Consider the following 23,911-nt stretch of genomic DNA (forward strand, 5'->3'; position numbering starts at 1 on the left):
GCGAGCCGCGGCAATAGAAAAATGGTTTAACGGCCTGTCCGGCCCCCTACAGACGGTGTCCCCATGAACGACCACCAGCAACCGACTCATCCGGTTCCCGCCGCGCAAGGTCTGTACGACCCGCAAAACGAGCACGACGCCTGCGGCGTCGGCTTCGTCGCTCATATCAAGGGCAAGAAAAGCCACGAGATCATCGAGCAAGGCCTGAAGATTCTCGAAAACCTCGACCACCGGGGCGCCGTCGGCGCCGATCCGCTGATGGGCGACGGCGCGGGCATCCTGATCCAGATCCCGGACGGCTTCTATCGCGAGGAAATGGCCAAGCAGGGCGTGGTGCTGCCGCCGAACGGCGAGTACGGCGTCGGCATGGTCTTTCTGCCGAAAGAACACGCGTCGCGTCTGGCCTGCGAGCAGGAGCTGGAACGGACGGTGAAGGCCGAAGGCCAGGTCGTGCTGGGCTGGCGCGACGTGCCGGTCGACCACACCATGCCGATTTCGCCGACCGTCAAGGCGAGCGAGCCGCTGATCCGCCAGATCTTCATCGGCCGCGGCAAGGACATCATGGTGACCGACGCGCTGGAGCGGAAGCTGTACGTGATCCGCAAGACCGCGAGCCACCGCATCCAGGCGCTCAAGCTGAAGCACGGCAAGGAATACTTCGTGCCGTCGTGCTCGGCGCGCACGATCGTCTACAAGGGCCTGCTGCTGGCCGGTCAGGTCGGCGTGTACTACCGCGACCTGCAGGACGAGCGCACCGTCTCGGCGCTGGCGCTGGTGCACCAACGCTTCTCGACCAACACGTTCCCGGCGTGGGAACTGGCTCACCCGTACCGGATGATTGCGCACAACGGCGAAATCAACACGGTGAAGGGCAACGTCAACTGGCTGAACGCCCGCACCGGCGCGATCGCGTCGCACGTGCTCGGCGACGACCTGCCGAAGCTGTGGCCGCTGATCTATCCGGGCCAATCGGACACCGCCTCGTTCGACAACTGTCTCGAACTGCTGGTGATGGCCGGCTACCCGCTCGTCCACGCGATGATGATGATGATCCCGGAAGCCTGGGAACAGCACACGCTGATGGACGACAACCGCCGCGCGTTCTACGAATACCACGCCGCGATGATGGAGCCGTGGGACGGCCCCGCCGCGATCGCCTTCACCGACGGCCGTCAGATCGGCGCGACGCTCGACCGTAACGGTCTGCGTCCGGCGCGCTACATCGTCACGGACGACGACCTCGTCATCATGGCGTCGGAAGCGGGTACGCTGCTGATCCCCGAGTCGAAGATCGTCAAGAAGTGGCGTCTGCAGCCGGGCAAGATGTTCCTGATCGACATGGAACACGGCCGCATCATCGACGACAAGGAACTGAAGGACAACCTCGCGAACGCCAAGCCGTATAAGAGCTGGATCGACGCCGTGCGGATCAAGCTCGACGAAATCGAGCCGAAGGCCGAAGACGTCGCGACGGAACGCCGCGAAGCCGCTGCGTTGCTGGATCGTCAGCAGGCGTTCGGCTACACGCAGGAAGATCTCAAGTTCCTGATGGCGCCGATGGCGCAAGCCGGCGAAGAAGCGGTCGGTTCGATGGGCAACGACTCGCCGCTGGCGGTCATGTCGAACAAGAACAAGACGCTGTATCACTACTTCAAGCAGCTGTTCGCGCAAGTCACCAACCCGCCGATCGACCCGATCCGCGAAAACATGGTGATGTCGCTGGTGTCGTTCGTCGGTCCGAAGCCGAACCTGCTGGACACGAACAACATCAACCCGCCGATGCGTCTCGAGGTGTCGCAGCCGGTGCTCGACTTCAAGGACATCGCGAAGATCCGCGAGATCGATCAGTACACGGGCGGCAAGTTCAGCTCTTACGAACTGAACATCTGCTATCCGGTGGCGTGGGGCAAGGAAGGCATCGAAGCGCGCCTCGCTTCGCTGTGCGCGGAAGCCGTCGACGCGGTCAAGTCCGGCTACAACATGCTGATCGTGTCGGACCGCAAAACCGACCGCGACAACGTGGCGATTCCGGCGCTGCTGGCCACCGCCGCGATCCACACGCACCTCGTGCAGCACGGTCTGCGCACGAGCGCCGGTCTGGTGGTCGAAACCGGCTCGGCGCGTGAAACGCACCACTTCGCGCTGCTCGCGGGCTACGGCGCGGAAGCCGTTCACCCGTACCTCGCGATGGAAACGCTCGGCCAGCTCGCGGCCGGCCTGAAGGGCGACCTGTCGCCGGAGAAGGCGGTCTACAACTTCACCAAGGCGGTCGGCAAGGGCCTGATGAAGGTCATGTCCAAGATGGGCATTTCGACCTACATGTCGTACACCGGCGCGCAGATTTTCGAAGCGGTCGGCCTGGCGGAAGATCTGGTGCAGAAATACTTCGCGGGCACCTCGTCGAAGGTGGGCGGGATCGGTCTGTTCGACGTCGCGGAAGAAGCGATCCGTCTGCACCGCGACGCATTCGGCGACAACCCGGTTCTCGCGAACATGCTCGACGCGGGCGGCGAGTACGCGTACCGCGTGCGCGGCGAAGAACACATGTGGACGCCGGATGCGATCGCCAAGCTGCAACACTCGGCGCGCAGCAACTCGTATCAGACGTACAAGGAATACGCGCATCTGATCAACGATCAGACCAAGCGTCACATGACGTTCCGCGGTCTGTTCGAATTCAAGTTCGATCCGACCAAGGCCATCCCGCTCGACGAAGTCGAATCGGCGAAGGACATCGTCAAGCGTTTCGCGACCGGCGCCATGTCGCTGGGCTCGATCAGCACAGAAGCACACGCCACGCTGGCGGTCGCGATGAACCGCATTGGCGGCAAGTCGAACACCGGCGAAGGCGGCGAAGATTCGGCGCGCTATCGCAACGAACTGCGCGGCATTCCGATCAAGAACGGCGACACGATGAAGTCCGTGATCGGCGAAGAAGTGATCGTCGACATTCCGCTGAAGGACGGCGATTCGCTGCGCTCGAAGATCAAGCAGGTGGCGTCGGGCCGTTTCGGCGTGACGGCGGAGTACCTGTCGTCGGCCGATCAGATCCAGATCAAGATGGCGCAAGGCGCGAAGCCGGGCGAAGGCGGCCAGTTGCCGGGTCACAAGGTGTCGGAATACATCGGCAAGCTGCGTTACTCGGTGCCGGGCGTCGGCCTGATTTCGCCGCCGCCGCACCATGACATCTACTCGATCGAAGATCTGGCGCAACTGATCCACGATCTGAAGAACGCGAATCCGGTGGCCAGCATCTCGGTGAAGCTGGTGTCGGAGTCGGGCGTCGGTACGGTCGCTGCGGGTGTCGCGAAGGCTAAGGCGGATCACGTCGTGATCGCCGGTACGGACGGCGGCACGGGCGCGTCGCCGCTGTCGTCGCTCAAGCATGCGGGCACGCCGTGGGAACTGGGTCTCGCCGAAACGCAGCAGACTCTGGTGCTGAACCAGTTGCGCGGCCGGATCCGCGTGCAGGCCGACGGTCAGATGAAGACCGGCCGCGACGTCGTGATCGGTGCGCTGCTCGGCGCGGATGAATTCGGCTTCGCGACGGCGCCGCTCGTCGTCGAAGGCTGCATCATGATGCGCAAGTGCCATCTGAACACCTGCCCGGTCGGCGTCGCGACGCAAGATCCGGTGCTGCGTGCGAAGTTCCAGGGCCAGCCGGAACACGTCGTCAACTTCTTCTTCTTCGTTGCGGAAGAAGCGCGCGAAATCATGGCGCAACTGGGCATCCGCAAGTTCGACGACCTGATCGGTCACGCCGAACTGCTCGATACGAAGAAGGGCATCGAGCACTGGAAGGCGAAGGGTCTCGATTTCTCACGCGTGTTCTATCAGCCGCAAGTGTCGGCGGACGTGGCGCGTAAGCATGTCGGCATGCAGGACCACGGTCTGGAGAAGGCGCTCGACCACGTGCTGATCGAGAAGGCGAAAGCCGCGATCGAAAAGGGCGAGCACGTCTCGTTCATCCAGCCGGTGCGCAACGTGAACCGTACGGTCGGCGCGATGCTGTCCGGCACGATCGCGAAGAAGTACGGCCACGACGGCTTGCCCGACGACGCGATTCATATCCAGTTGAAGGGCACGGCAGGTCAGAGCTTCGGCGCGTTCCTCGCGAAGGGCATCACGCTGGATCTGGTCGGCGACGGTAACGACTACGTGGGCAAGGGCCTGTCGGGCGGGCGCATCATCATTCGTCCGACCAACGATTTCCGCGGCAAGTCCGAAGAAAACATCATCTGCGGCAACACGGTGATGTACGGCGCGATCGAAGGCGAAGCCTTCTTCCGCGGCGTGGCCGGCGAGCGTTTCTGCGTGCGTAACTCGGGCGCAACGGCGGTGGTCGAAGGCACGGGCGACCACGGTTGCGAATACATGACGGGCGGCACGGTCGTCGTGCTCGGCGAAACGGGCCGTAACTTTGCGGCCGGCATGTCGGGCGGCATCTCGTATGTGTTCGATCCGGACAACTCGTTCGCGGGCAAGTGCAACAAGTCGATGGTCGCGCTTGAACCGGTCCTGCAAACGGCCGAACAGGAGCGCACGGTCGACAAGGGCCTGTGGCACACCGGCGTGACCGACGAAGCGCTGCTGAAGGGATTGATCGAGCGTCACTTCCAGTTCACGGGCTCGCCGCGTGCGAAAGCGCTGCTCGAAAACTGGGACGCGTCGCGCCGTCAATTCGTGAAGGTGTTCCCGACCGAATACAAGCGCGCGCTGGGCGAAATGGCCGCGAAGAAGGCGAACAAGGAAGTGCTCGCCGCTTAACCCTGCCACATCGCCGCACCGCCGCTTCGCTGGCAAGTTGCCAGCGGGACGTCACCCTTAAGCCGTACCCGCCGCGCGCGGTCACCGTTCAACGGTGCGCCGCGGCGGGTGTAGATCACCCCACCTGATACAGATAGAGAAGAGAACCACATGGGCAAGGCAACCGGTTTTCTCGAGTTCGAACGTCGCCACGAGACGTACGAAGCTCCGCTCACGCGTGTGAAGCACTACAAGGAATTCGTCGCCGCACTGAGCGACGACGAAGCGAAGATTCAAGGCGCGCGTTGCATGGACTGCGGCATTCCGTTCTGCAACAACGGCTGCCCGGTGAACAACATCATCCCGGACTTCAACGACCTGGTGTTTCATCAGGACTGGAAGAACGCGATCGAAGTGCTGCACTCGACGAACAACTTCCCCGAGTTCACGGGCCGCATCTGCCCGGCGCCGTGCGAAGCGGCGTGCACGCTCGGCATCAACGACGACCCGGTCGGCATCAAGTCGATCGAACACGCGATCATCGACAAGGCCTGGGCCGAAGGCTGGGTTGCGCCGCTGCCGCCGAAGCACAAGACCGGCAAGAAGGTCGCCGTGGTCGGTTCCGGCCCCGCCGGTCTCGCCGTCGCGCAGCAACTGGCGCGCGCGGGGCACGATGTGACGGTGTTCGAAAAGAACGACCGGATCGGCGGTCTGCTGCGTTACGGCATTCCCGATTTCAAGCTGGAGAAGTGGCTGATCGATCGCCGCATGCGGCAGATGGAAGCGGAGGGCGTGACGTTCCGTGCCAACGTGTTCATCGGCCGCGCGGATTCGCTGCCGGAGCACATCGGCAACACGGCGAAGGAAACCGTTACGCCGGTGGAACTGAAGGAACAGTTCGACGCGGTGGTGATTGCCGGCGGTTCGGAAACGCCGCGCGATCTGCCGGTGCCGGGCCGCGAGCTGGAAGGCATTCACTACGCGATGGAATTTCTGCCGCAACAGAACAAGGTCAATGCCGGCGACAAGGTTGCGAACCAGTTGCTCGCGAAGGCCAGGCATGTGGTCGTGATCGGCGGCGGCGATACGGGCTCGGACTGCGTGGGTACGTCGAATCGTCACGGCGCGAAGAGCGTTACGCAATTCGAACTGCTGCCGCAGCCGCCGGAAGAAGAGAACAAGCCGCTGGTGTGGCCGTACTGGCCGATCAAGCTGCGCACGTCGTCGTCGCATGACGAAGGCTGCGAGCGCGATTGGGCGGTTGCGACCAAGCGCCTCGAAGGCAAGAACGGCAAGGTCGAGAAGCTGATCGCGGCGCGCGTCGAATGGAAGGACGGCAAGATGCAGGAAGTGCCGAACTCCGAATTCGAAATGAAGGCCGATCTGGTGCTGCTCGCCATGGGCTTCACGCAGCCGCTGTCGCCGGTGCTCGAAGCGTTCGGCGTCGACAAGGACGCGCGCGGCAACGTGCGCGCCGCGACCGAAGGCGACAAGGCGTATTACACGTCGGTGGACAAGGTGTTCACGGCGGGCGACATGCGTCGCGGCCAGTCGCTGGTGGTGTGGGCGATCCGCGAAGGCCGTCAGTGCGCGCGTTCGGTGGACGCGTTCCTGATGGGGCATTCGGAACTGCCGCGTTAAACGTCTCCGGCCGGTTTCCGCTGCCGCGCTGCGGTGGAAACCGGCTACTGCTTGCAGGACGAGGTGGAGACGACAAGGCTGGATTCTCGAGCCGTGAAAAAACAAAGCCGGGCACCTGAGAGGGTGACCCGGCTTTTTAGTTGTATGCCGACCGCGCGTTGTTATCCGCGATACCGCGCCAACGTCAGCCCCTCCAGATCGATCTCCGGCTCACGCTGCGTAATCAGATCCGCGACCACACGCCCCGACCCCATCGACATCGCCCAACCCGTCGAGCCGTGCCCGAGATTCAGCCACAGATTGTCCAGGCCGCACGCGCCGAGTAGCGGTGCGCCGTCGGGGGTCATCGGCCGGCGGCCTACCCAGAAGTGCGCGGAGGTCGGATTCGCCGCGTGCGGGAACCAGTCCTTGAGCACTTTCATTAGCGTCTGCAGCGCCTGTTCGCGCAACGTGGTCCGGCCGTTGCCGAGTTCCGCCGTGCCGGCCACGCGCAGGTTATTGCCGAAGCGCGTGATCGCCGTTTTCAGCGATTCGTCCATCAGCGCGGCGCGCGGAGCTTTTTCTTCGTCGATGACGGGCAGGGTCGCCGAATAGCCTTTCACCGGATAGAGCGGCACCTTTACGCCGAGCGGCGCAAGCAACGCCGCGCTGTCGACACCCAGCGCCACCACGACCGCATCGGCCGGCACCGTCTCAATGCCGCGCTCGCTTTCCACACGCACGCCGCGCACCGCACCGCCTTGCACATCGAGCGACTTGATCGTCGTGTCGAAGCGAAACTGCACGCCATTACGCTCGCACACCGCGCGCAATTCGCGGGTGAAGCGGGCGCAGTCGCCGGCTTCGTCGTCGGGAAGATAGAGACCCGAAAGCGGCGCCTCGCGCGCCCAGCGCAAACCCGGCTCGATCTCGACGCATTGCGCCGCGCTCACTTCCCGATGTGCAATGCCCGCATCGCGCAATACCGTCAGCGCCGGCTGCGCAAGCTCCACGTCGTACTCGCTGCGAAACAACTGCAGATAGCCCTGGCTGCGCCCGTATTCGAACGGATGGGCCCGGCGGAATTCGTGCAGACAGTCGCGGCTGTAATAAGCGATTCGCTGCATTCGCTGCTTGTTGACGCGAAAGCGTTCGAGATCGCACTCCCGCAGCCAGCGCGCGATCCAGCGCCACTGCGCCGGGTCGAAGGTCGGCCGGAAGATCAGCGGCGAGGCCGGCTTGAACAGATATTTGAGGATCTTGGTCGGCATGCCGGGCGCGGCCCACGGCGTCACATAACCCGGCGCGATCACGCCTGCGTTGCCGAAACTGGTGGACAGCGCGACGTCGGGTTCACGCTCGATCAGCGTAACGTCGCAGCCCTGCTGACGCAGGTAAAAAGCGGTGGCGACGCCGATCACGCCGCCGCCCAGAACAATCGTTTTCATGAATGTGTGCAGCGCGGTCAGGCGGCGGGGCTAGCCGCGCCGAGTACTTTGCCCTTGGTTTCCGGCAGACAGAGCGCGGCGACGATCACCAGCAGATAACCGGAACCGGCCACGATGCCCATTGCCTTCACCAGCGTCATGGTTTGCGACAGTGTACCGACGAGTATCGGAAAGAACGAGCCGAGTCCGCGCCCCAGGTTGTAGCAGAAGCCTTGCCCCGATCCGCGTATCGCATTCGGATAAAGCTCCGACAGATACGCCCCCACGCCCGCGAAAATCCCCTGCACGACAATGCCGAGCGGAAAGCCGAGCGCGAGCATCATGCCGTCGGTGATCGGCAGCATGGTGTAGACCATGCCGAGCACGAACGAGCCGATCGCGAACAGCACGAACGACGCGCGCCGGCCGATCTTGTCGCAAAGAATCGCGCCGACGATATATCCGGTGAACGAACCGACGATCAGAACGATCAGATAACCACTGGTGTTGAACACCGAGAGATGGCGGACGGTTTTCAGATAGGTCGGCAGCCAGGTGGTGATCGCGTAATAGCCGCCGAGCATGCCGGTGCACAACACGCTGCCGAGCAAGGTGGTCTTGAGATGCAACGCCGAGAAGATCTGCAGGAAGTGCGACGTATCGAAGCCGTTGTCGCGAGCGCGGCGCGTTTCCAGATAGATCTCCGGGTCGCTCACATTGCGGCGAATGTAGATGATCCACGCCGCGGGCAGCAGGCCGATCCAGAAGCAGGCTCGCCACGCAACCTGCTCGGGCAGCAGCGCGAAGAATGCCCAGTAGATGATCGCCGCGGCCGCCCAGCCGAACGACCAACTGCTTTGCACGGTGCCGACGGCTTTGGCGCGATGCTGTGGCGAGCGGATGGTCTCGGCCATCATGATCGTCACGACCGACCACTCACCGCCGAAGCCGATGCCTTGCAACGTACGCGTGGTGAGCAGTTGCCAGAATGAATGCGTGAAGCCGGACAGGAAGGTGAACAGCGCGAAGGTGGCAATGGTCCACTGGAGCACGCGGATGCGGCCGTAGCGGTCGGCGAGAATGCCGGCCAGCCATCCGCCTATCGCCGACGAGATCAACGAACTGGTCGCGATTATGCCGGCTTCGCTTTTCGTCATGCCCCATGTCGCGATCAAGGTCGGAATGAGGAACGAGTAGATCATGAAGTCGAAGGCATCGACTGCGTAGCCGCCGAACCCGGCGTAAAGCGTGCGGCGCTCGCGCTGGGTCAATTCGGTGAACCATTGGAGAGAAGGCATGTTTTGTTATGGTCTCCAGGTCTTTTGGCCTGCCGGCGGCTGGAAAAAGGGGTGTTCGTATTCTACGGGGACGAGGCGTCCCGGGGCCAGTTGTGGTCAAAAATGGCGTTTCAGCGTAATAATCGATAAGAGACGCAAGATCGGGGAAATCGCTTCGGATCGAGACTCGCGGCGCATGCGCGGCGCTCGGCCCGCCGCAAGCCCGCCGGAGCCAACCTCTCGTTTCCTTACCAACTACTACTCTGTAACGCAAAAGTTATTGTCGGCCGGTAAACTGCGCCGGCAGTGCCTATGCTGCGAACAACCCTCTCACGTCCGCGCCAGCCACGCCTAATGCCCGCCACCGCAAAAATCTGCTCGCCACTGCGCCGCTTCGCGAGTACGACTTTGTCGCGAGCGAATGGGACTGGCCCGAGAACGGTGTCCGATGCGGATTGCGCGTCGCGTCGTACCTTTCTCAAGGGCTCGGCTAGCGTGCTGCTGATGTCCGGCTTGAGCGCTTCGCTGCTGTCCGCCTGCGGCGGCGGCAATCTCGACGCCGATCAGCCGCCCACGCCGCGCCTTGCATCGGTCGACAATTTCCGCGACCTTGCGGGCGCTGCCGCCGGCTATCCGACTGTCGACGGTAAACAGATGCGCCGTGGCGCGTTCTATCGCGCGAACGTGCTGACGCTCAACAGCGCCGACGCCGCCACGATCGATAAGCTCGGCATCGCCACGGTCTACGACCTGCGTACGCCGGGCGAGATCGCGCGCACCGCCGACATCCTGCCGGGCGGCGCGATCGTGCAGACGTTCAATGTGCTCGGCACCGGCGACTTCGTCGCTCCCGCTTTCGATTCCGCCGGCGCCGCTACCGCGTTCATGGAAGCGCAGGCGCGTGCTTACGTCACCGGTCCGGCCCAGCGTGCCAGTTTCGGCGCACTGCTGACGCATCTGGCCGACGGCGCCGGCGCGCAGTTATTTCATTCGAGCGCGGGTAAGGATCGCACCGGCTGGGTCGCAGCGCTGCTGCAGAGCATCGCCAATGTGCCGCTCGACGTCATCACGCAGGACTACCTGCTGAGCAACGTGTTTCTGGCGCCGTCGATCCAGACGCAGATCGAGACGCTGCGAGCACAGGACGGCGACGCGATTGCCACCGTCGAAACGCCGTTTCTGAATGTTCAGGAGAGTTATCTGCAGGCGGGCTTCGATCAGGTGCAGGCGAACTACGGCACGATGACGAACTACCTGACGCAAGGCTTGGGACTCGCTCAGTCGACGATCGATATGCTGCACAGCCGGCTTATAACTTGAACGTTTAGCAGTGAGCAGTGAGCAGTGAACTGCGAGGCGTGACACGCGCTACGCGACACGCAAAAAAAAGTCCGCCCCGATAAGCGGGCGGACGGAGAAAGGGCGGCATCGAGGTTGCCGGGGCTGACTATAAGGCCGCTACCCATGCAGCAGACCCTCCAGTAAGGGCGCGTAAGCGCACACGCCAGCTTCCCATCTCCGTCACGTTAAAGCCGCCATTACCGGCAACTCGATCCGCACTTCCAACCCGCCTTGTGCGTGATTGCGCACGTGACAGCGTCCGCCGCGATCGTGCGCGAGTCGCGCCACGATCGCGAGACCGAGGCCGCAGTGACCTTCGCCGCCCCGCGCGGCGTCGAGCCGCACGAAGGGTTTCATCGCGGCGGCGATGCGGTCGTCCGGAATGCCGGGACCATGGTCGCGCACGCTGATGACCCAATGTCCATCGCTGCGCGCGGTGGCGATATCCACCGGCGGCGAGCCGTGTTCGAGCGCGTTATCCACGAGGTTCGTGACCAGTCGGTCGAGCAGTGTGCGCGGCAATTTGAATGCCGGACCCGCGCGCAGATCGAGCGTGAATAACGGCGTTTCGCTGCTGTCGCCCGCGAAAAACTGTTCCCGTAAAAAATCTTCGACTTCGACCGGCGGCCCGGCGTCGGCGGACTGGCCGGCGAATTCAAGGAACTGCTGGACGATGTTGGTCAGCGAGTCCACATCGCGAATCAGGCCGGCGCGTTCGCTTTCCGCGACCAGCACGCTGGCGCGCAATTTGAGGCGGGTGAGCGGCGCTTTCAGGTCGTGCGCGACCCCGGCCAGCATCACGGCCTGGTCGTCGCCGGCTTCGTTCAGACGCCGCATCATGTCGTTAAACGAACCGATCAGATCGCGCAGTTCGCGCGGGCCTTGCACGGTGACGGGCTCAGGCCGGCCACCCGAGCCGAATTCGCGAGCGGCGCCGGCCACACGCGACAATGGCCGCTGCATCTGCCACACCGCGAGCAGCGAGAGGATTAGCGCACCCGCCAGCATCGAAACGGCTTCGATCAGAAAGCGCGGACGCGGCGGCACGTCGACCGGCACGACCACCCAGTTCGATTTTCCGGGGAACAGCACCCACAGTTGCGGCGGGCGTAAATCGTCGACGGCGATGCGGGTGCCGGGCGGCAGGTTGTCGCGCAGTTGCCGGCTCAAATCGGTCAGCGGATGCCGCGTCGGCTCGCCCAGATGCACGCTCGCCGGCATGTTCCAGGTCGGCACGAGATGCACGCGCATGGCGGGCGCGAGCGCGGCGCCCTTCATCGGCTCGCCGTTGACGGCCTGCAGCACCAGCAGAATGCCGCGCGCGAAGCCGTCGATTTCATGGCGCGGCGGTTGCATGACGATCAGCACGAACCAGCCGGCCTGAATCGCGAACAACACCGCCGTCGAGAGCAACGCCATCCTGCCGAACAGCGTGTTCAGCGGGTTTCTCATGCGGTGGAGGCGGCCTCGTCGGCAAAGGGCGTGCCGTCGGCGTCGGGTACGAATACGTAGCCTTTGCCGCGCACCGTTTGCACGTAGCAGGGATTGGACGGATCTTCTTCGATCACGCGGCGCAGACGCCAGATCGGCACGTCGAGACTGCGGTCGCGGAAGGCAAGATTGTCGCGATGCACGAGGTCGTGAATCAGCACGCGCGACAGCACCTTGTACGGATTGTTGACGAAGATCTTCAGCAGCGCGAACTCACTGTCGCGCAGCGCGAGCTTGGTGTCGTCGCGCGACAGCGAACGGGTCGCGAAGTCGAGTTCGAACGGCCCGAACCGGTACGGCTTGCGGGATTCCGGTGCGCTGGTGGTGGACGGCCCGCGACGGCGCAGGACGGTATGGATGCGCGCGAGCAGTTCGCGTGGATCGAACGGCTTGGTCAGGTAGTCGTCCGCGCCGAGCGATAGCCCGACGATGCGGTCGGCCACCGTGCCCCGCGCGGTCACGAAGATCACCGGAATGTCGTCGCCGGCGGCGCGCAACGCGGTGAGCGCACGCAGGCCGTCGGTGTTCGGCATCATGATGTCGAGCACCACGACGGAGGGCCGCTCGCGTTCGAGCCGCCGCTGAAGATGCGTGCCGTCATGCAGCACCGACGCGTCGAAGCCGTTCGATTGCAGAAACTTGCAAAGCAGATCGCGTACGACCGGATCGTCGTCGACGATAAGGACCTGTGGATTCATGGCGAAATTCTAGACTGGCCCGCACAACGCGCGGCCGACTGTTTTCTTACCAATGCTTACGCTCGCCCGCACAACCTCTGCCGGCTGACGCGTAAGGCCCGCTGCCGAAGGCTCATAGCGTATTTCACGCATGCCATATTTGGCAATGCGCGGCTTGCCGTCCACGCCCATTCAATTCGATAAGCATCGCCAAAAATTCCTCCGAAGAAACAATTTGCGCGTAATTGAAACCGCTCGCAACGGCTCGGAAGAACCGCCGGAAAGCGCGCTTTTCTTCGTGTATCGGCAGTGTGTGCGCAGCGCGATGATTCGTCGTGCAGTACGTTGCGCCGCAAGCCGGAAACAGCCTAACGCCTTGGGCCCACGGCAAGCGGTGTGAAATCGAAACCTAGCGCCACGCGAGGCTCATCATGACCGTTCATAACAACTTCAGCTCAACCCGCTTTTCTTCGATGGCGCCGACACCGCCAGCGCCGAAACCCGCGGCTCAAACCAACCCCGCCGCGGCGATGCCCACTCAGGAGGCCGCAGCCGAAGCATTGCCTTCGCTGCCCGCCGGACTCGTTGGGCATAACGTCAACACGACCGCCTGACGCACCGAGGCCCGTGTGTCGACCCCGAGAATCATTGACCGTTTCATTCGTGTCGTTGCGTGGTTGACGCTCGGCGCGGCGTTGCTGCCGTTCGGCGGCTGCGCCGTCGCCGCGCTGCCGTGCCGGCTGACCTCAGCCACGCTGAAAATCGTCCCGGTCGTTGGCCATGCCGCGGCCGCCCCGTTCGACATGTGCTCATCCGCGATCGACTGAATCATGACACTCAAACGGATTGCCTGTGCGTTGGCGCTGTTCGGTGGTTTGTTTTCGCTGGCCGCTTATGCGCAACCGGTCGCGCGTGACGCGAATCCGAACGCGTCCGCTTCGGCTCCTGCGCAGAAGGACGCAGCCGCCGATGCGCGCCGGCGCTCGGCCACGCAGGACGCGCCGTTCGCATTTCGTGGCGTCGCGCTCGGCATGACGCTCGACGAATTTCGCGCGGGGTCGAGCGTGCGGGCGACGCCCGTGGGCAGCGTGCCGGTCTGCGAGACGGATGTGCAGGCGGGCGCGCTCGGCATGCGGTTGAAGTCGCATGAGAGCTTGACGGTGGCGTGCCGCTGGGCGCATCGCGGCAATGACGGTTGGGCGGTGTCGCAAGCCGTGGTGGACGGCGCGCCGGCGCTGGAGCATGTGCTGCGCTTCGCGCGCGTCGACGGACAAAGCGCGCTGCGTCTGTACGAGATTTCTTTTGTGGTCGACGAGATCACCGCCGAAGACTTGCGCGACGCGCTCGCCGACCGTTACGGGCCGCCGCGCTTCGCGACGCGGAACGTGTCGGCCTCGGGCGCGATGCCAACCTACGTCTGGGAAAACGCGGTGAGTTCGATCACCTTGTGCTTTCTGCCGGGCACGCGCAACGGCACGCTCACCTATCTGCTGAAGGGTTCGGATGCGTGGGTGAAGTCGGTCGTGCGGCAGTGGCAGGCGAGCGGCGCCGAGGCGGGTTGATGCGCGACGTCGACCAGCGGCGCGTTCGCGCCATGACCCGCGGCCCACGCGAATTTTTCTTCGTGCGATCAGGTTGCACGGCGATCCTGGCGTCCCTTCCCAGCCAGCCAATCCATCAAGCCGAACCGTTCAAGGAGCCTGCATGACTACGCTACCTCTCACGCTCGCGCTGGGCGCGGCGTTCTGTCTCGCGGCCTGTTCGGGCGGCCAGCAGCCTTCCATCGTCGATACGCCGATGGCGCCGCCGCTCGCTTCCGCGTCGCTGAACGTGAATACGCAGGGCGCGATCTATCAGGCCGGCACGCCGCTGCTGCTGTACGAAACGCCGCGTGCGCAGCATATCGGCGATGTGCTGACGATTCGTCTGTCGGAGTCGTATAGCGGCAACAATAGTTCGACGGCGGCGGCGAGCCGGTCGAGCAACATTACCGCCACTGCCGCCGATCAGTCGACTAACGCCGCCGCGCGGCTCGCGAGATTGTTCAACATCGGCTCGGCGAGCACGGACTACAAAGGGCAGGGCAGTCTCACCGACGTGAGCGGCATGACCGGTACGCTGGCCGTGACCGTGATCGGCACGATGTCGACCGGCAACCTGGTGGTGTCGGGCGAGAAGATGATTGCGATGAGCGGTAACCGCGACCGCTTGCGCCTGTCGGGGATCGTCAATCCCAAGGACATCGAGGCGGGCAATTATGTCGCGTCGAGCAAGGTCGCCAACGCGCGGATCGAACAGGCGGGTGCGGGGATGGTGTCCGACGCCACAACCATGGGCTGGTTACAGCGCATGTTTTTGAGCGTGCTGACGTTTTGAGAGTTCGAGGGGCTGAGGGTGTGAGGCGTGATGACATCTGCGCCATCTCTCCTCGCTACGCCAACGGCGCCGCGCTCCGCTCAGCCGCACCGATTTCCCCATCCGGCACGAACACGTATCCGCGTCCCCACACCGTTTGCACATAGCGCGGCTCCGACGGATCGACTTCGATCAGCCGCCGCAGTCGCCAGATCGACACATCGAGACTGCGATTGCGATGCGCCTCGCTATTGCCGTGCAGTTTCTCCAGCAACTGCGCGCGCGTCAGCACCGTCATCGAATGTGTGACGAACACTTTGAGCATCGCGAATTCGCTCGAACGTAGCGTGATGCGCTCACCGTCGCGACGCAATTCGCGCGCCGGGAAATTCACTTCGAAACGGCCGAACTTGTACGGCGCGCGCTGTTCCGGCGCGCTCGGCGCAATCGTGCCGCGTCGGCGCAGCACCGTGCGAATGCGCGCGACCAGTTCGCTCGGCTCGAAGGGTTTGCCGAGATAGTCGTCGGCGCCGAGTTCGAGGCCGATCACGCGGTCGATCGGATCGGCGCGCGCGGTCAGGAGAATCACGGGAATATCGTCGCCGGCCACGCGCAACGCGCGCAGCGCACTGATGCCGTCGAGCTCCGGCATCATGATGTCGAGCACGATCAGCGCGGGACGCTCGTCCTGCAATTTGCGCTGCAGCGCCAGACCGTGTTCGAGCGTGGCGACCTTGAAGCCACGCCCCTGCAGATAATCGCTGACGAGCTCACGTACGACGGGGTCGTCGTCGACGACCAGAATGGATTGGTTCATTCAGGCCATCTTAGTGATCGACACGGAGGGCGCCAAGCGCGTAACGCTTTCGAATCCTTTCCCGTGTAAGAGACGGCAAGCAGCGTGCTGCGGCTAGTTCGCCTGCGAGGTTTGAATGGTCTGCATCGATTGGCGCGCGAAGTCGCTCTGATCGACCACCATCCGATCGATCAGACCATTGAGTTTGGTCGACGCCGACGAAAAGCGGTCGGTGTTGAGCCCGCCGGTCTGATAGCGCGCGGTGACGAGAATGCGGCCGTTCTGGATGAGCGTCAGATCGATGATCGACAGATACTGGATCGATTCGTCGCTGAACGAGCGGCGGCCGTAGTCGATCGCGGCGTTGTAGACGAGCCGCGCCTCGCAACCGGCGGGCGAGGTGCCCGGATTGTAGACGTCCGAACGAATGCCGCGCCGGTCGAGCGCGAGTTGCAGCGCGGGTACGAAATCGCCCACCGACACCGTCTGATTCACTTCGATGCAGACGTTGCGCACGTCGGCCGGCCGGCCGTTGACGAAGGTCGGCGACGAGTAGTTTGCTGCGATCGCATAGCCGGCCTGAATCACCGAGCCGGTGGCATCGGCGGCCTGGATCAGCGTCCACGCGCAGCCGTTCAGGCCGACCGCCAGCATCGCGCCGACGGCCAGCCGCGCGCACGGCCGCCGCGTGACGAGCCACGCGGTGCGCGTGGCGCATGAAGCTCGCGTGAAGGTGGCGGCGCGCATGCTCGGCATGAAGGTCATGAGACGGTGCCTTGTGGCGGTCAAAGGAGGCGGCCGTGCAGCGCGCAGCGCGGTGAATCGTGACGGCCGGCGGCGTGGGCGTTTGGGTTCGGGCTCAGGTGCAGTTGCAGGTTCACGCTCAGCGCGTGACGCGCAGACGCAATTCGTTCTGCCCTTGCACGCTTGCCGTGATGCTGACGCGCCGCGCGGCGGCGGTCGTCACGATGAAATGCTGACGCGTCGGCGTGTTGAGGTCATGCACGACGTTCGGGAAGCAGGCCGCGACATCGGCGCCGAATTCTTCGAGCGGATCGGTGATCACGCCGTCGGCTTGCCAGTGCGCGCGCCAGTGGCAGTCGTACGCGTGCTGGCTGGCGCGGCAGTCGTCCGCGTCCGACAAGCCCGGCAGCCGCGCGGCCGGTTGCGCTTGCAACTGTTTGAAGTCGCGGGTGTCGACGATGTGTTTGAGCGCGGGGCACACGTCCGCGGGTTCGTCGGTCGGGGTGGTTTGCGCGGCGTGCGCGGCACTCGTCAGCAGCAGCGCTGCGCCAACAGCCAGCGCGAAGCGGCGGGTCAAAGGATAGGAGCGGCGATCGAATGACATGAGCGAAGAGTCCGGTAGCGTTGAATGACGTGGCGTGCCACACGAGGTTTGGCACGCGTAGCTATCGTCGCTGGAGGAGCACGTGTTCAAAGCGCGGAACAGCTTGCCGGCTTCGCAAATGCTTTCGAACTCTTTGCGGGTCTTTCTGGATGTTGCGGCGGTGGGCGTTTTCAGCCCAACGTGAGGCCGCCGTCGACGTGAATCACCTGGCCGGTGATATGCCGTGCTTCGTCGGAAAGCAGGAACGCGATCAGCGCGGCGATATCCGCCGGCTCGGCGACATGGCCCAGCGGCGTCGCCTGTGCCGCGTGTTGCCATACCGATACGTTATCGGCACTCGGGCCGCGATCTTTACGGGTATAACCCGGCGCCACGCAATTCACGGTCACGCCATGCGGCGCAAGTTCGGCCGCCGCCGTTTTCGCTAGCGACTCGAGCGCCGCTTTCGCTGCCGCCGTCGCAGCGAACGGCGCATCCGCGCGATAGCGGTGCGCGACGAACGAACTGAGCGCGACCACGCGGCCGCGCCTGGACGTTTCCAGCGCGGGCGAAGCGCGTTTGACGAGCGCCGCGAACGCCGCCGGCATGGCGGCCCAGGCGGCGCTGAACGTATCGGGATCGAGCGCGTGCAGCGTTTGCCGCTGCGCGTGGCCCGCATTGGCGACCAGTTGATCGAGTGCGCCGAAGCTGGCCAGCGTTTGATGTATCAGATGTTCCGCCGCGCCACGCTCGGCAAGATCGGCGCACAGCGTTGCGCATTGCGCGCCGCTCGACTGGCAATCGGCGGCCACTTGCGCGAGGCGTTCGCGCGACGCCTCGTCGGCGCCGCGAGCGTGCAGCATCAGCGCCGTGCGCGGCGCGGCAATGCGCCGGGCCAACGCCGCGCCGATGCCGGAGCCCGCGCCGGTGATCAGCACGACGCGATCGAAGCCGGCGGGACTCGGCACGGTCATGCCGCGACCGCTTCGCCCGAACGTTCGACGTCGAGCGTTTCTTCATGGAACGCCGCCAGCGACTCGCGATGCGCGACGCTGACAATCGCCGCCTTCGGCAGGCGCTCGGTGAACAGACGGTAGAGCCGCGCTTCGTTCTCGGCGTCGAGCGCGCTGGTCGCTTCGTCGAGGAACAGATAGTCCGGCTTGTGCAGCAGCACGCGCGCGCCGGCGAGGCGCTGCTGTTCGCCCGGCGACAGAATGCGGGTCCAATGCCCCGATTCCGCCAGCCGGTCGGCGTACTCGGACAAGTGGCAGGTGATGAGCGCTTCGCGGCATTCGTCGTCGGTATAGGTGTCGGCCGAGGACGGGTAGGTGAGCGCCGCCTTCAGCGTGCCGATCGGCATGTAGCTGACCTGCGGGATGAACATCATGCGGGCGTTGACCGGCGCGTCGATCGAGCCGTCGCCGAACGGCCACAGGCCGGCCAGCGCGCGCATCAGCGTGCTCTTGCCCGAACCGGACGGACCGCGCACCAGCCAGCGCGAGCCCGGCCGGATCGCGATATCGCGAATACGCGACAGCGGATTGCCGTTCGGCAGCGCGAGCTTGAGGCCTTCGGTGGAGAGCTTGTCGGCGTCGACGTAATGCAGGTTGATGCCGCCGTGCTCGGTGGCCGGCGAGACCGATTCCTTAAAGTGCGGCGAGTGCAGAATGCGCTTGAATTCACGCAACCGGTTCACGGTGGCGCGCCATTCGACGAGGCTGCCGTAACTGTTGATGAACCACGAGAACGAATCGCTGACGGTGCCGAACGCGCTGGAGATCTGCATCAGCACGCCGAACGTGAAGGCGCCGGCGAAGTAGCGCGGCGCGGCGACCACCAGCGGAAAGATGATCGCGATCTGTCCGTAGAAGCTGAGCACGAAGGTGAGCCGCTTGGTGTACTTCATCACCTGCCACCAGTTGTCGCGGATGCGCCCAAACAGCGAGTGCGTGCTCGTCTTCTCCGTTTCCATGCCGTTGTAGAAGGCGATCTGTTCGGCGTTTTCACGCAGACGGATCAGGCCGAAACGGAAGTCCGCCTCGACTTTCTGCGCCTGGTAGTTGATCGGCACGAGCGGATGGCCGACCTTCTGGATGATCAGCGAGCCGATCACCGCGTAGAGCGCCGCGGCCCAGACCATGTAGCCGGGAATCTGCACCGGCATGCCGCCGAGCGAGACGGTCAGGGCACCGCCGATCGTCCACAGGATCGTGATGAACGACACCAGCGTGACGACCGTGGAGAGCAGGTCGAGTGTCAGTGACAGCGTGCTGGTGGCGAACGATTGCAGGTCGTCGCTGATCCGCTGGTCGGGGTTGTCGGCGAGGCGGTCGCGTTCGATCCGATAGAAGGCGCTGTCGTGCATCCACTCGTTCAGATAACGCGTGGTCAGCCACTGGCGCCAGCGGAAGCCGAGCATCTGGCGCAGATACCGCCCGTACACCGCGAGGATGATGAAGGCGAACGCGAGTACCGAGAACACCATCAGCAGGTGCGGGAAATCGTGGACGTTCTTGGTCTGCAGCGCGTTGTAGAAGTCGGCGCTCCAGCGGTTCAGGCGCACGTTGATCCATACGACCAGCAGGTTCATCACGATGATCGCGATGAGCAGGCCCCAGGCCGTTTTTCGTTCTTCGGAGACCCAGTAGGGTTTGATCAGGCTCCAGGCGGAGATCTTTTCGTCCGGCGGCAGCGCGGGGCTGGCTGAGGTATTCGGTGTCATGAGCATCCTGAAGAAGTGCTGGCCTGCATGCCCGGGCGTCGTGCTCGACGAACGCTCGTCCGGGCGAGCGTCCGATTCTGGCGCGTGGCCCTTAAGCGAAAATTAATTTGCGCCGCAAGGCTTCGCTGCCATGCTGTGACGGCGCGGGCGGCGGTTTATGGAATGCGTGCCGAGCGCGCCGTGCCGTCGTGACATGGGCTCGTTGCATTGTGCCAGAGCGCCGTGTCGGGCCGCATCGACAACATAAAAGAAGGTGCCGGATCAAACTCCGCGCGAACACGCCGGGCGCTGGTTTGCGGGCGTCGCGGCTTTTATGGTCTAATGGCCTTCGACGAAACAGGGGTGCTTTGCCCACAGGCGCGCATGATTTTCATGCCGTAGCGGCAAGGCTGAGAGAGACCCTTTGCACCCGATCCGGGTAATACCGGCGCGGGAAGTTTCCGGAAGCAGCCAGTCTTCCATTCCCCGCCGGGGTGGCGTACGTCATCAGAACGTGCGTCGTGCCCGGCCGGCCTTACCCGCCGGTTTCGTCCTGGGTACGTGCGTTTTTCTGCCGTACGGAAAGGACTCGATGACCGCCTATTCTTCAGTTATGTGTTTTGCTCTTCGTCACGCCGCTGTCGGCGCGCTGTGCTTTAGCCTGTCTAGCCTGATTGAACATCGTGAAACGGAGCGTGCGCAATGAGCCGTTCCGCGCAACCCGATTTCGCCGTCCTCGGTGGCGGCCTGTGCGGCCGGCTGGTCGCGTGGCGTCTGGCGGGCCAGGGGCTTCGCGTGGCGCTGTACGAGCGTGGCGATGCCGCCGGTTCGCAAGCGGCCGCGTGGGTCGCCGCCGCGATGCTGGCGCCGCTCGCCGAAGCCGCCAGCGCTGAATTGCTGATCACCCGTCTCGGCGCGAGTTCGCTCGATACGTGGCCGCAAGTGCTGGCCGAGTTGCCCGAGCCGGTGTTCTTCCAGCGCAATGGCACGCTGGTGGTCTGGCATCATGCCGATCGCACCGAAGCGCCGCTGTTCGAGCGCCGGGTGCGCTCGAATGCACCGGCTGACTTGCTGGACGGCGGCTTCGTCACGCTGGCCGGCGCGCAGCTCGGCGCCGCCGAGCCCGCGTTGGCCGGACGCTTCAACCAGGGCTGGTTGTTGCCGCGCGAAGGTCAACTGGATAACCGCCAGGTGCTGGCCGCGCTGGCCGCGGGCCTCGCACAACGCGGTGTCGAGACGCACTGGAATACGCCGGTCGACGATCATTCGCTGCCGTCCGCGCGCATCACGATCGACTGCCGCGGGCTCGGCGCGAAGCCGGTGCTGCCCACGTTGCGCGGCATTCGCGGCGAAGTCGCGCGAGTGCACGCGCCCGGTATCAAACTGACGCGTCCGGTGCGCTTGCTGCATCCGCGTTACCCGCTGTATATCGCGCCGAAGCAGGACGATCTCTACGTGATCGGCGCTACCGAAGTCGAAGGTGAGGACATGTCGCCGGTCAGCGTGCGCTCGGCGCTCGAACTGCTGAGCGCGGCGTTTTCCGTTCACCCAGGCTTTGGCGAGGCTCGTATCCTCGAACTGAATTCGCAGTGCCGCCCGACGTTGCCGGACCACCGTCCGGCTTTGCTGTGGGATGGCGCGCAGACACTGCGCGTGAACGGCCTGTACCGGCACGGCTACATGATCGTGCCCGAAGTCGCCGACGAAGCCGTGCGCTTCGCCGCGGCGCTGCTCGACGGCCGGATCGGCGACGCCGATGCGTTCGCCGACTGGCAACGCGACGCGCGCTGGAGCGAACTGTTCCAGCTGGATTCCACGCGGGAGCCGGCATGAGCGTTGCGCGTTTTGTCGTGTCTGGCCTGACGGGCCTGACACGATTTAACGCTACACGCTCCGTTGTTCCCGCCATCGATTGAACCGTATTCGAACACCATGAACATTCATATCAATCAGAAGCCGTTGTCGTTGCCCGAGGGCGCGACGGTCGCCGATGCGCTCGTCGCGTTCGGCGCGCGGCCGCCATTCGCGGTCGCGCTGAACGGCGATTTCGTGGCGCGCACCCAGCATGCGGCGCGCGCGCTGCAGCCGGGCGACAAGCTCGACGTCGTGCAACCCGTGGCCGGCGGTTAGGGCCGCCGCTTACACCGCGTAAAGCTACCTACTGCTACGCCTCGCCACGACCTGCCGGAGACAAGGACAATGCCCATCACTTCCCCCCAAACCGCCGACGCGCTCACGCTCTACGGCGAGACCTTCGCAAGCCGCGTACTGCTCGGCACCTCACGCTATCCATCGCTGCAATCGCTGTCCGATTCGATCGACGCCGCGCGCCCCGGCATGGTGACCGTCGCGCTGCGCCGGCAGATGAACGAAGGCGGCGCCGAAGCCGGCTTCTTTGATCTGCTCAAGCGCCACGGCGTGCCGCTGTTGCCGAACACGGCCGGTTGCCTGACCGTCGGCGAGGCGGTCACGACCGCGCACATGGCGCGCGAAATTTTCGAAACCGACTGGATCAAGCTCGAACTGATCGGCGACGACTACACGCTGCAGCCCGACCCGGTCGGCCTGATCGAAGCGGCCGCGCAACTCGTCAAAGACGGCTTCAAGGTGCTGCCGTACTGCACCGAAGATCTGGTGATCGGCCGCCGTCTGCTGGACGCCGGCTGTGAAGCGCTGATGCCGTGGGGCGCGCCGATCGGCACCGGCAAGGGCGTGATCAATCCGTACGGCTTGCGGGTGTTGCGCGAGAGGCTGCCGGACGTGCCGCTGATCGTCGACGCGGGCCTCGGCGTGCCGTCGCACGCGGCGCAAGTGATGGAATGGGGTTTCGACGGCGTATTACTGAACACGGCCGTTTCGCAAGCCACGCATCCCGACGCGATGGCGCGGGCCTTCGCGCTGGGCGTCGAAGCGGGTCGCCAGGCTTTTCTGGCGGGGCCGATGGCCGAGCGCGAAAGCGCGCACGCCAGCACGCCGGTGGTCGGCATGCCGTTCTGGCATCAGGACGGGGGCGGCGCATGACGCAGACTTTGGCCTTGGCGGGCCGCGACCTGTTCTGGCCGCCCGCCGATGAACTGACGGAAGCCGCCGAGCGGATTCGCGCCCGCCTCGGCGACTGGCCGCCGACCCACGCGCCGTGGCGCATCTGTCTAACCGCGCCGGACGAGCCGAACGGCGGCGACCTGATCGTGATCGCCGACGCGCAGCAGCACGGCGAGCAAGTGGCGCGCTGGCAGGTGCGGGGCGCTGGTGTGATCGAGGCCGCACAGAACCGGGCCGTGCTGCATCTGGGCGGCGAAACCTACCGTCTGGAAGGCCATCTGTCGGAAGACTGGATCGCCGCGCTGGCCGCGTTTCTGGATTGCGGTTTCGATCCGCACGACGCGCTGGTGCTGGCGCTCGCCTGGCGTGACGGCGACGAAACCCGCGCCGACGACGCCTTTCCGTCCGATCTCGGCCATTTCCCGCGCATTGCCGGTTTGCCGGACGCGCCGGAGCCGGCCTTCCCGCCGTGCCCTGCGCGGCTCGGTCTGTATCCGGTGCTGCCGAGCGGGGAATGGGTCGAGCGGATCGCCGGCTTCGGCGTGAAGACGATCCAGTTGCGCCACAAGTCGGCCGAACCCGCCGACGAACTGAAGCACGAGATCGCGCTGAGCGTGGCGGCCGGTCGTCGGCACGACGCCCAGGTGTTCATCAACGATCACTGGCAAGCCGCGCTCGACGCGGGCGCCTACGGCGTCCACCTCGGCCAGGAAGACGTGCACACCGCCGATCTGGCGGCGCTCGCCGCCGGCGGCATTCGCCTCGGCCTGTCCACGCACGGTTTCTACGAGATTCTGAGGGCGCTGCATTTTCGCCCCAGCTACATCGCGGTAGGCGCGGTGTTCGCGACCACCACCAAGGCCATACCGACTGCGCCGCAGGGACTCAACCGTCTGGCGCGTTATGTGCGCCTGCTCGACGGCGTCGTGCCGCTGGTGGCGATCGGCGGTATCGACCTGCAGGTGCTGCCGGACGTACTGGCTACCGGTGTGGGCGGCGCGGCCGTGGTGCGCGCGGTGACGGAAGCGGCGGATCTCGCCGCCGCCGTTTCTGCATTGCAACACGCGTTTACGCAATAATCGTCACGCTTGGTAAAGGGACAGGGCACCTC

Annotated in this window: 20 protein-coding genes and 1 riboswitch; of the genes, 11 read left to right on the plus strand and 9 right to left on the minus strand. The window is 64.7% G+C overall.

The window, feature by feature from the left end; translation table 11 throughout:
* Window positions 1–63: 63 nt before the first annotated feature.
* Window positions 64–4,767, plus strand: coding sequence for a glutamate synthase-related protein (locus FA94_RS21410; protein WP_035554807.1), 4,704 nt, complete (start codon window positions 64–66; stop codon window positions 4,765–4,767).
* 150 nt (window positions 4,768–4,917) lie between these two features.
* Window positions 4,918–6,387, plus strand: a complete 1,470-nt coding sequence (locus FA94_RS21415; RefSeq protein WP_035554809.1) for a glutamate synthase subunit beta — start codon at window positions 4,918–4,920, stop codon at window positions 6,385–6,387.
* Between the two features lie 161 nt (window positions 6,388–6,548).
* Here FA94_RS21415 and FA94_RS21420 read toward each other — a convergent pair whose 3' ends face one another.
* Entirely contained in the window at window positions 6,549–7,814 is a 1,266-nt protein-coding gene (locus FA94_RS21420; RefSeq protein WP_035554811.1) for a D-amino acid dehydrogenase, read from the minus strand.
* A gap of 17 nt (window positions 7,815–7,831) precedes the next feature.
* Window positions 7,832–9,091, minus strand: coding sequence for an MFS transporter (locus FA94_RS21425; protein WP_035554813.1), 1,260 nt, complete (start codon window positions 9,089–9,091; stop codon window positions 7,832–7,834).
* A gap of 333 nt (window positions 9,092–9,424) precedes the next feature.
* On the opposite strand from FA94_RS21425, the gene FA94_RS21430 reads away from it, so the two are divergent.
* Window positions 9,425–10,390, plus strand: a complete 966-nt coding sequence (locus FA94_RS21430) for a tyrosine-protein phosphatase (RefSeq protein ID WP_035554815.1) — start codon at window positions 9,425–9,427, stop codon at window positions 10,388–10,390.
* 201 nt (window positions 10,391–10,591) lie between these two features.
* Here FA94_RS21430 and FA94_RS21435 read toward each other — a convergent pair whose 3' ends face one another.
* Together FA94_RS21435 and FA94_RS21440 are read right to left on the minus strand one after the other, a co-directional pair.
* Complete coding sequence (locus FA94_RS21435) at window positions 10,592–11,863, minus strand: ATP-binding protein (protein ID WP_035554817.1); 1,272 nt, start codon at window positions 11,861–11,863, stop codon at window positions 10,592–10,594.
* Window positions 11,860–12,600, minus strand: a complete 741-nt coding sequence (locus FA94_RS21440; protein WP_035554819.1) for a response regulator — start codon at window positions 12,598–12,600, stop codon at window positions 11,860–11,862. The genes FA94_RS21435 and FA94_RS21440 overlap by 4 nt, the downstream gene beginning before the upstream one ends.
* A gap of 410 nt (window positions 12,601–13,010) precedes the next feature.
* On the opposite strand from FA94_RS21440, the gene FA94_RS38125 reads away from it, so the two are divergent.
* The 4 genes from FA94_RS38125 (at window position 13,011) to FA94_RS21455 (ending at window position 14,955) form a co-directional block, all read left to right on the plus strand.
* Window positions 13,011–13,193: a hypothetical protein gene (locus FA94_RS38125; protein ID WP_081936026.1), complete on the plus strand. Its 183-nt coding sequence runs from the start codon at window positions 13,011–13,013 to the stop codon at window positions 13,191–13,193.
* 45 nt (window positions 13,194–13,238) lie between these two features.
* Entirely contained in the window at window positions 13,239–13,406 is a 168-nt protein-coding gene (locus tag FA94_RS21445; protein ID WP_308701515.1) for a DUF6726 family protein, read from the plus strand.
* 3 nt (window positions 13,407–13,409) lie between these two features.
* Entirely contained in the window at window positions 13,410–14,141 is a 732-nt protein-coding gene (locus tag FA94_RS21450) for a hypothetical protein (RefSeq protein ID WP_035554821.1), read from the plus strand.
* Between the two features lie 142 nt (window positions 14,142–14,283).
* Window positions 14,284–14,955 (plus strand): flagellar basal body L-ring protein FlgH, encoded by a 672-nt coding sequence (locus FA94_RS21455; RefSeq protein ID WP_035554824.1) that lies wholly within the window; start codon window positions 14,284–14,286, stop codon window positions 14,953–14,955.
* 55 nt (window positions 14,956–15,010) lie between these two features.
* Here FA94_RS21455 and FA94_RS21460 read toward each other — a convergent pair whose 3' ends face one another.
* From FA94_RS21460 to FA94_RS21480, 5 genes are all read right to left on the minus strand, one after another.
* A complete protein-coding gene (locus tag FA94_RS21460) occupies window positions 15,011–15,751 on the minus strand; it encodes a response regulator (protein ID WP_035554826.1) in 741 nt (246 codons plus the stop codon).
* 93 nt (window positions 15,752–15,844) lie between these two features.
* Window positions 15,845–16,495, minus strand: coding sequence for a hypothetical protein (locus FA94_RS21465; protein ID WP_035554828.1), 651 nt, complete (start codon window positions 16,493–16,495; stop codon window positions 15,845–15,847).
* A 118-nt stretch (window positions 16,496–16,613) separates the two neighbouring features.
* Complete coding sequence (locus FA94_RS21470; RefSeq protein WP_035554830.1) at window positions 16,614–17,078, minus strand: hypothetical protein; 465 nt, start codon at window positions 17,076–17,078, stop codon at window positions 16,614–16,616.
* Window positions 17,079–17,248: 170 nt separating this feature from the next.
* The gene (locus FA94_RS21475; RefSeq protein WP_035554832.1) at window positions 17,249–18,031 is read right to left on the minus strand and encodes an SDR family NAD(P)-dependent oxidoreductase; all 783 of its coding nucleotides are present in this window, start codon (window positions 18,029–18,031) and stop codon (window positions 17,249–17,251) included.
* Window positions 18,028–19,779 carry an ABC transporter ATP-binding protein/permease gene (locus FA94_RS21480; protein WP_035554834.1) on the minus strand — a complete coding sequence of 584 codons (1,752 nt, stop codon included), beginning with the start codon at window positions 19,777–19,779 and terminating at the stop codon, window positions 18,028–18,030. Before FA94_RS21480 ends, FA94_RS21475 begins: the two co-directional genes overlap by 4 nt.
* A gap of 328 nt (window positions 19,780–20,107) precedes the next feature.
* Window positions 20,108–20,232: riboswitch (TPP riboswitch) on the plus strand.
* A 228-nt stretch (window positions 20,233–20,460) separates the two neighbouring features.
* Here FA94_RS21480 and FA94_RS21485 point away from each other — a divergent pair.
* The 4 genes from FA94_RS21485 (at window position 20,461) to thiE (ending at window position 23,879) form a co-directional block, all read left to right on the plus strand.
* Entirely contained in the window at window positions 20,461–21,591 is a 1,131-nt protein-coding gene (locus tag FA94_RS21485; RefSeq protein ID WP_035554836.1) for an FAD-dependent oxidoreductase, read from the plus strand.
* 99 nt (window positions 21,592–21,690) lie between these two features.
* Window positions 21,691–21,888, plus strand: coding sequence for a sulfur carrier protein ThiS (gene thiS / locus FA94_RS21490; protein ID WP_035554838.1), 198 nt, complete (start codon window positions 21,691–21,693; stop codon window positions 21,886–21,888).
* A 75-nt stretch (window positions 21,889–21,963) separates the two neighbouring features.
* Window positions 21,964–22,779: a thiazole synthase gene (locus FA94_RS21495; RefSeq protein WP_081936355.1), complete on the plus strand. Its 816-nt coding sequence runs from the start codon at window positions 21,964–21,966 to the stop codon at window positions 22,777–22,779.
* A complete protein-coding gene (gene thiE / locus FA94_RS38130) occupies window positions 22,776–23,879 on the plus strand; it encodes a thiamine phosphate synthase (RefSeq protein ID WP_081936028.1) in 1,104 nt (367 codons plus the stop codon). The genes FA94_RS21495 and thiE overlap by 4 nt, the downstream gene beginning before the upstream one ends.
* Window positions 23,880–23,911: the final 32 nt, after the last annotated feature.

The sequence above is a fragment of the Burkholderia sp. 9120 genome (assembly GCF_000745015.1).
Taxonomy (GTDB): Bacteria; Pseudomonadota; Gammaproteobacteria; order Burkholderiales; family Burkholderiaceae; genus Paraburkholderia.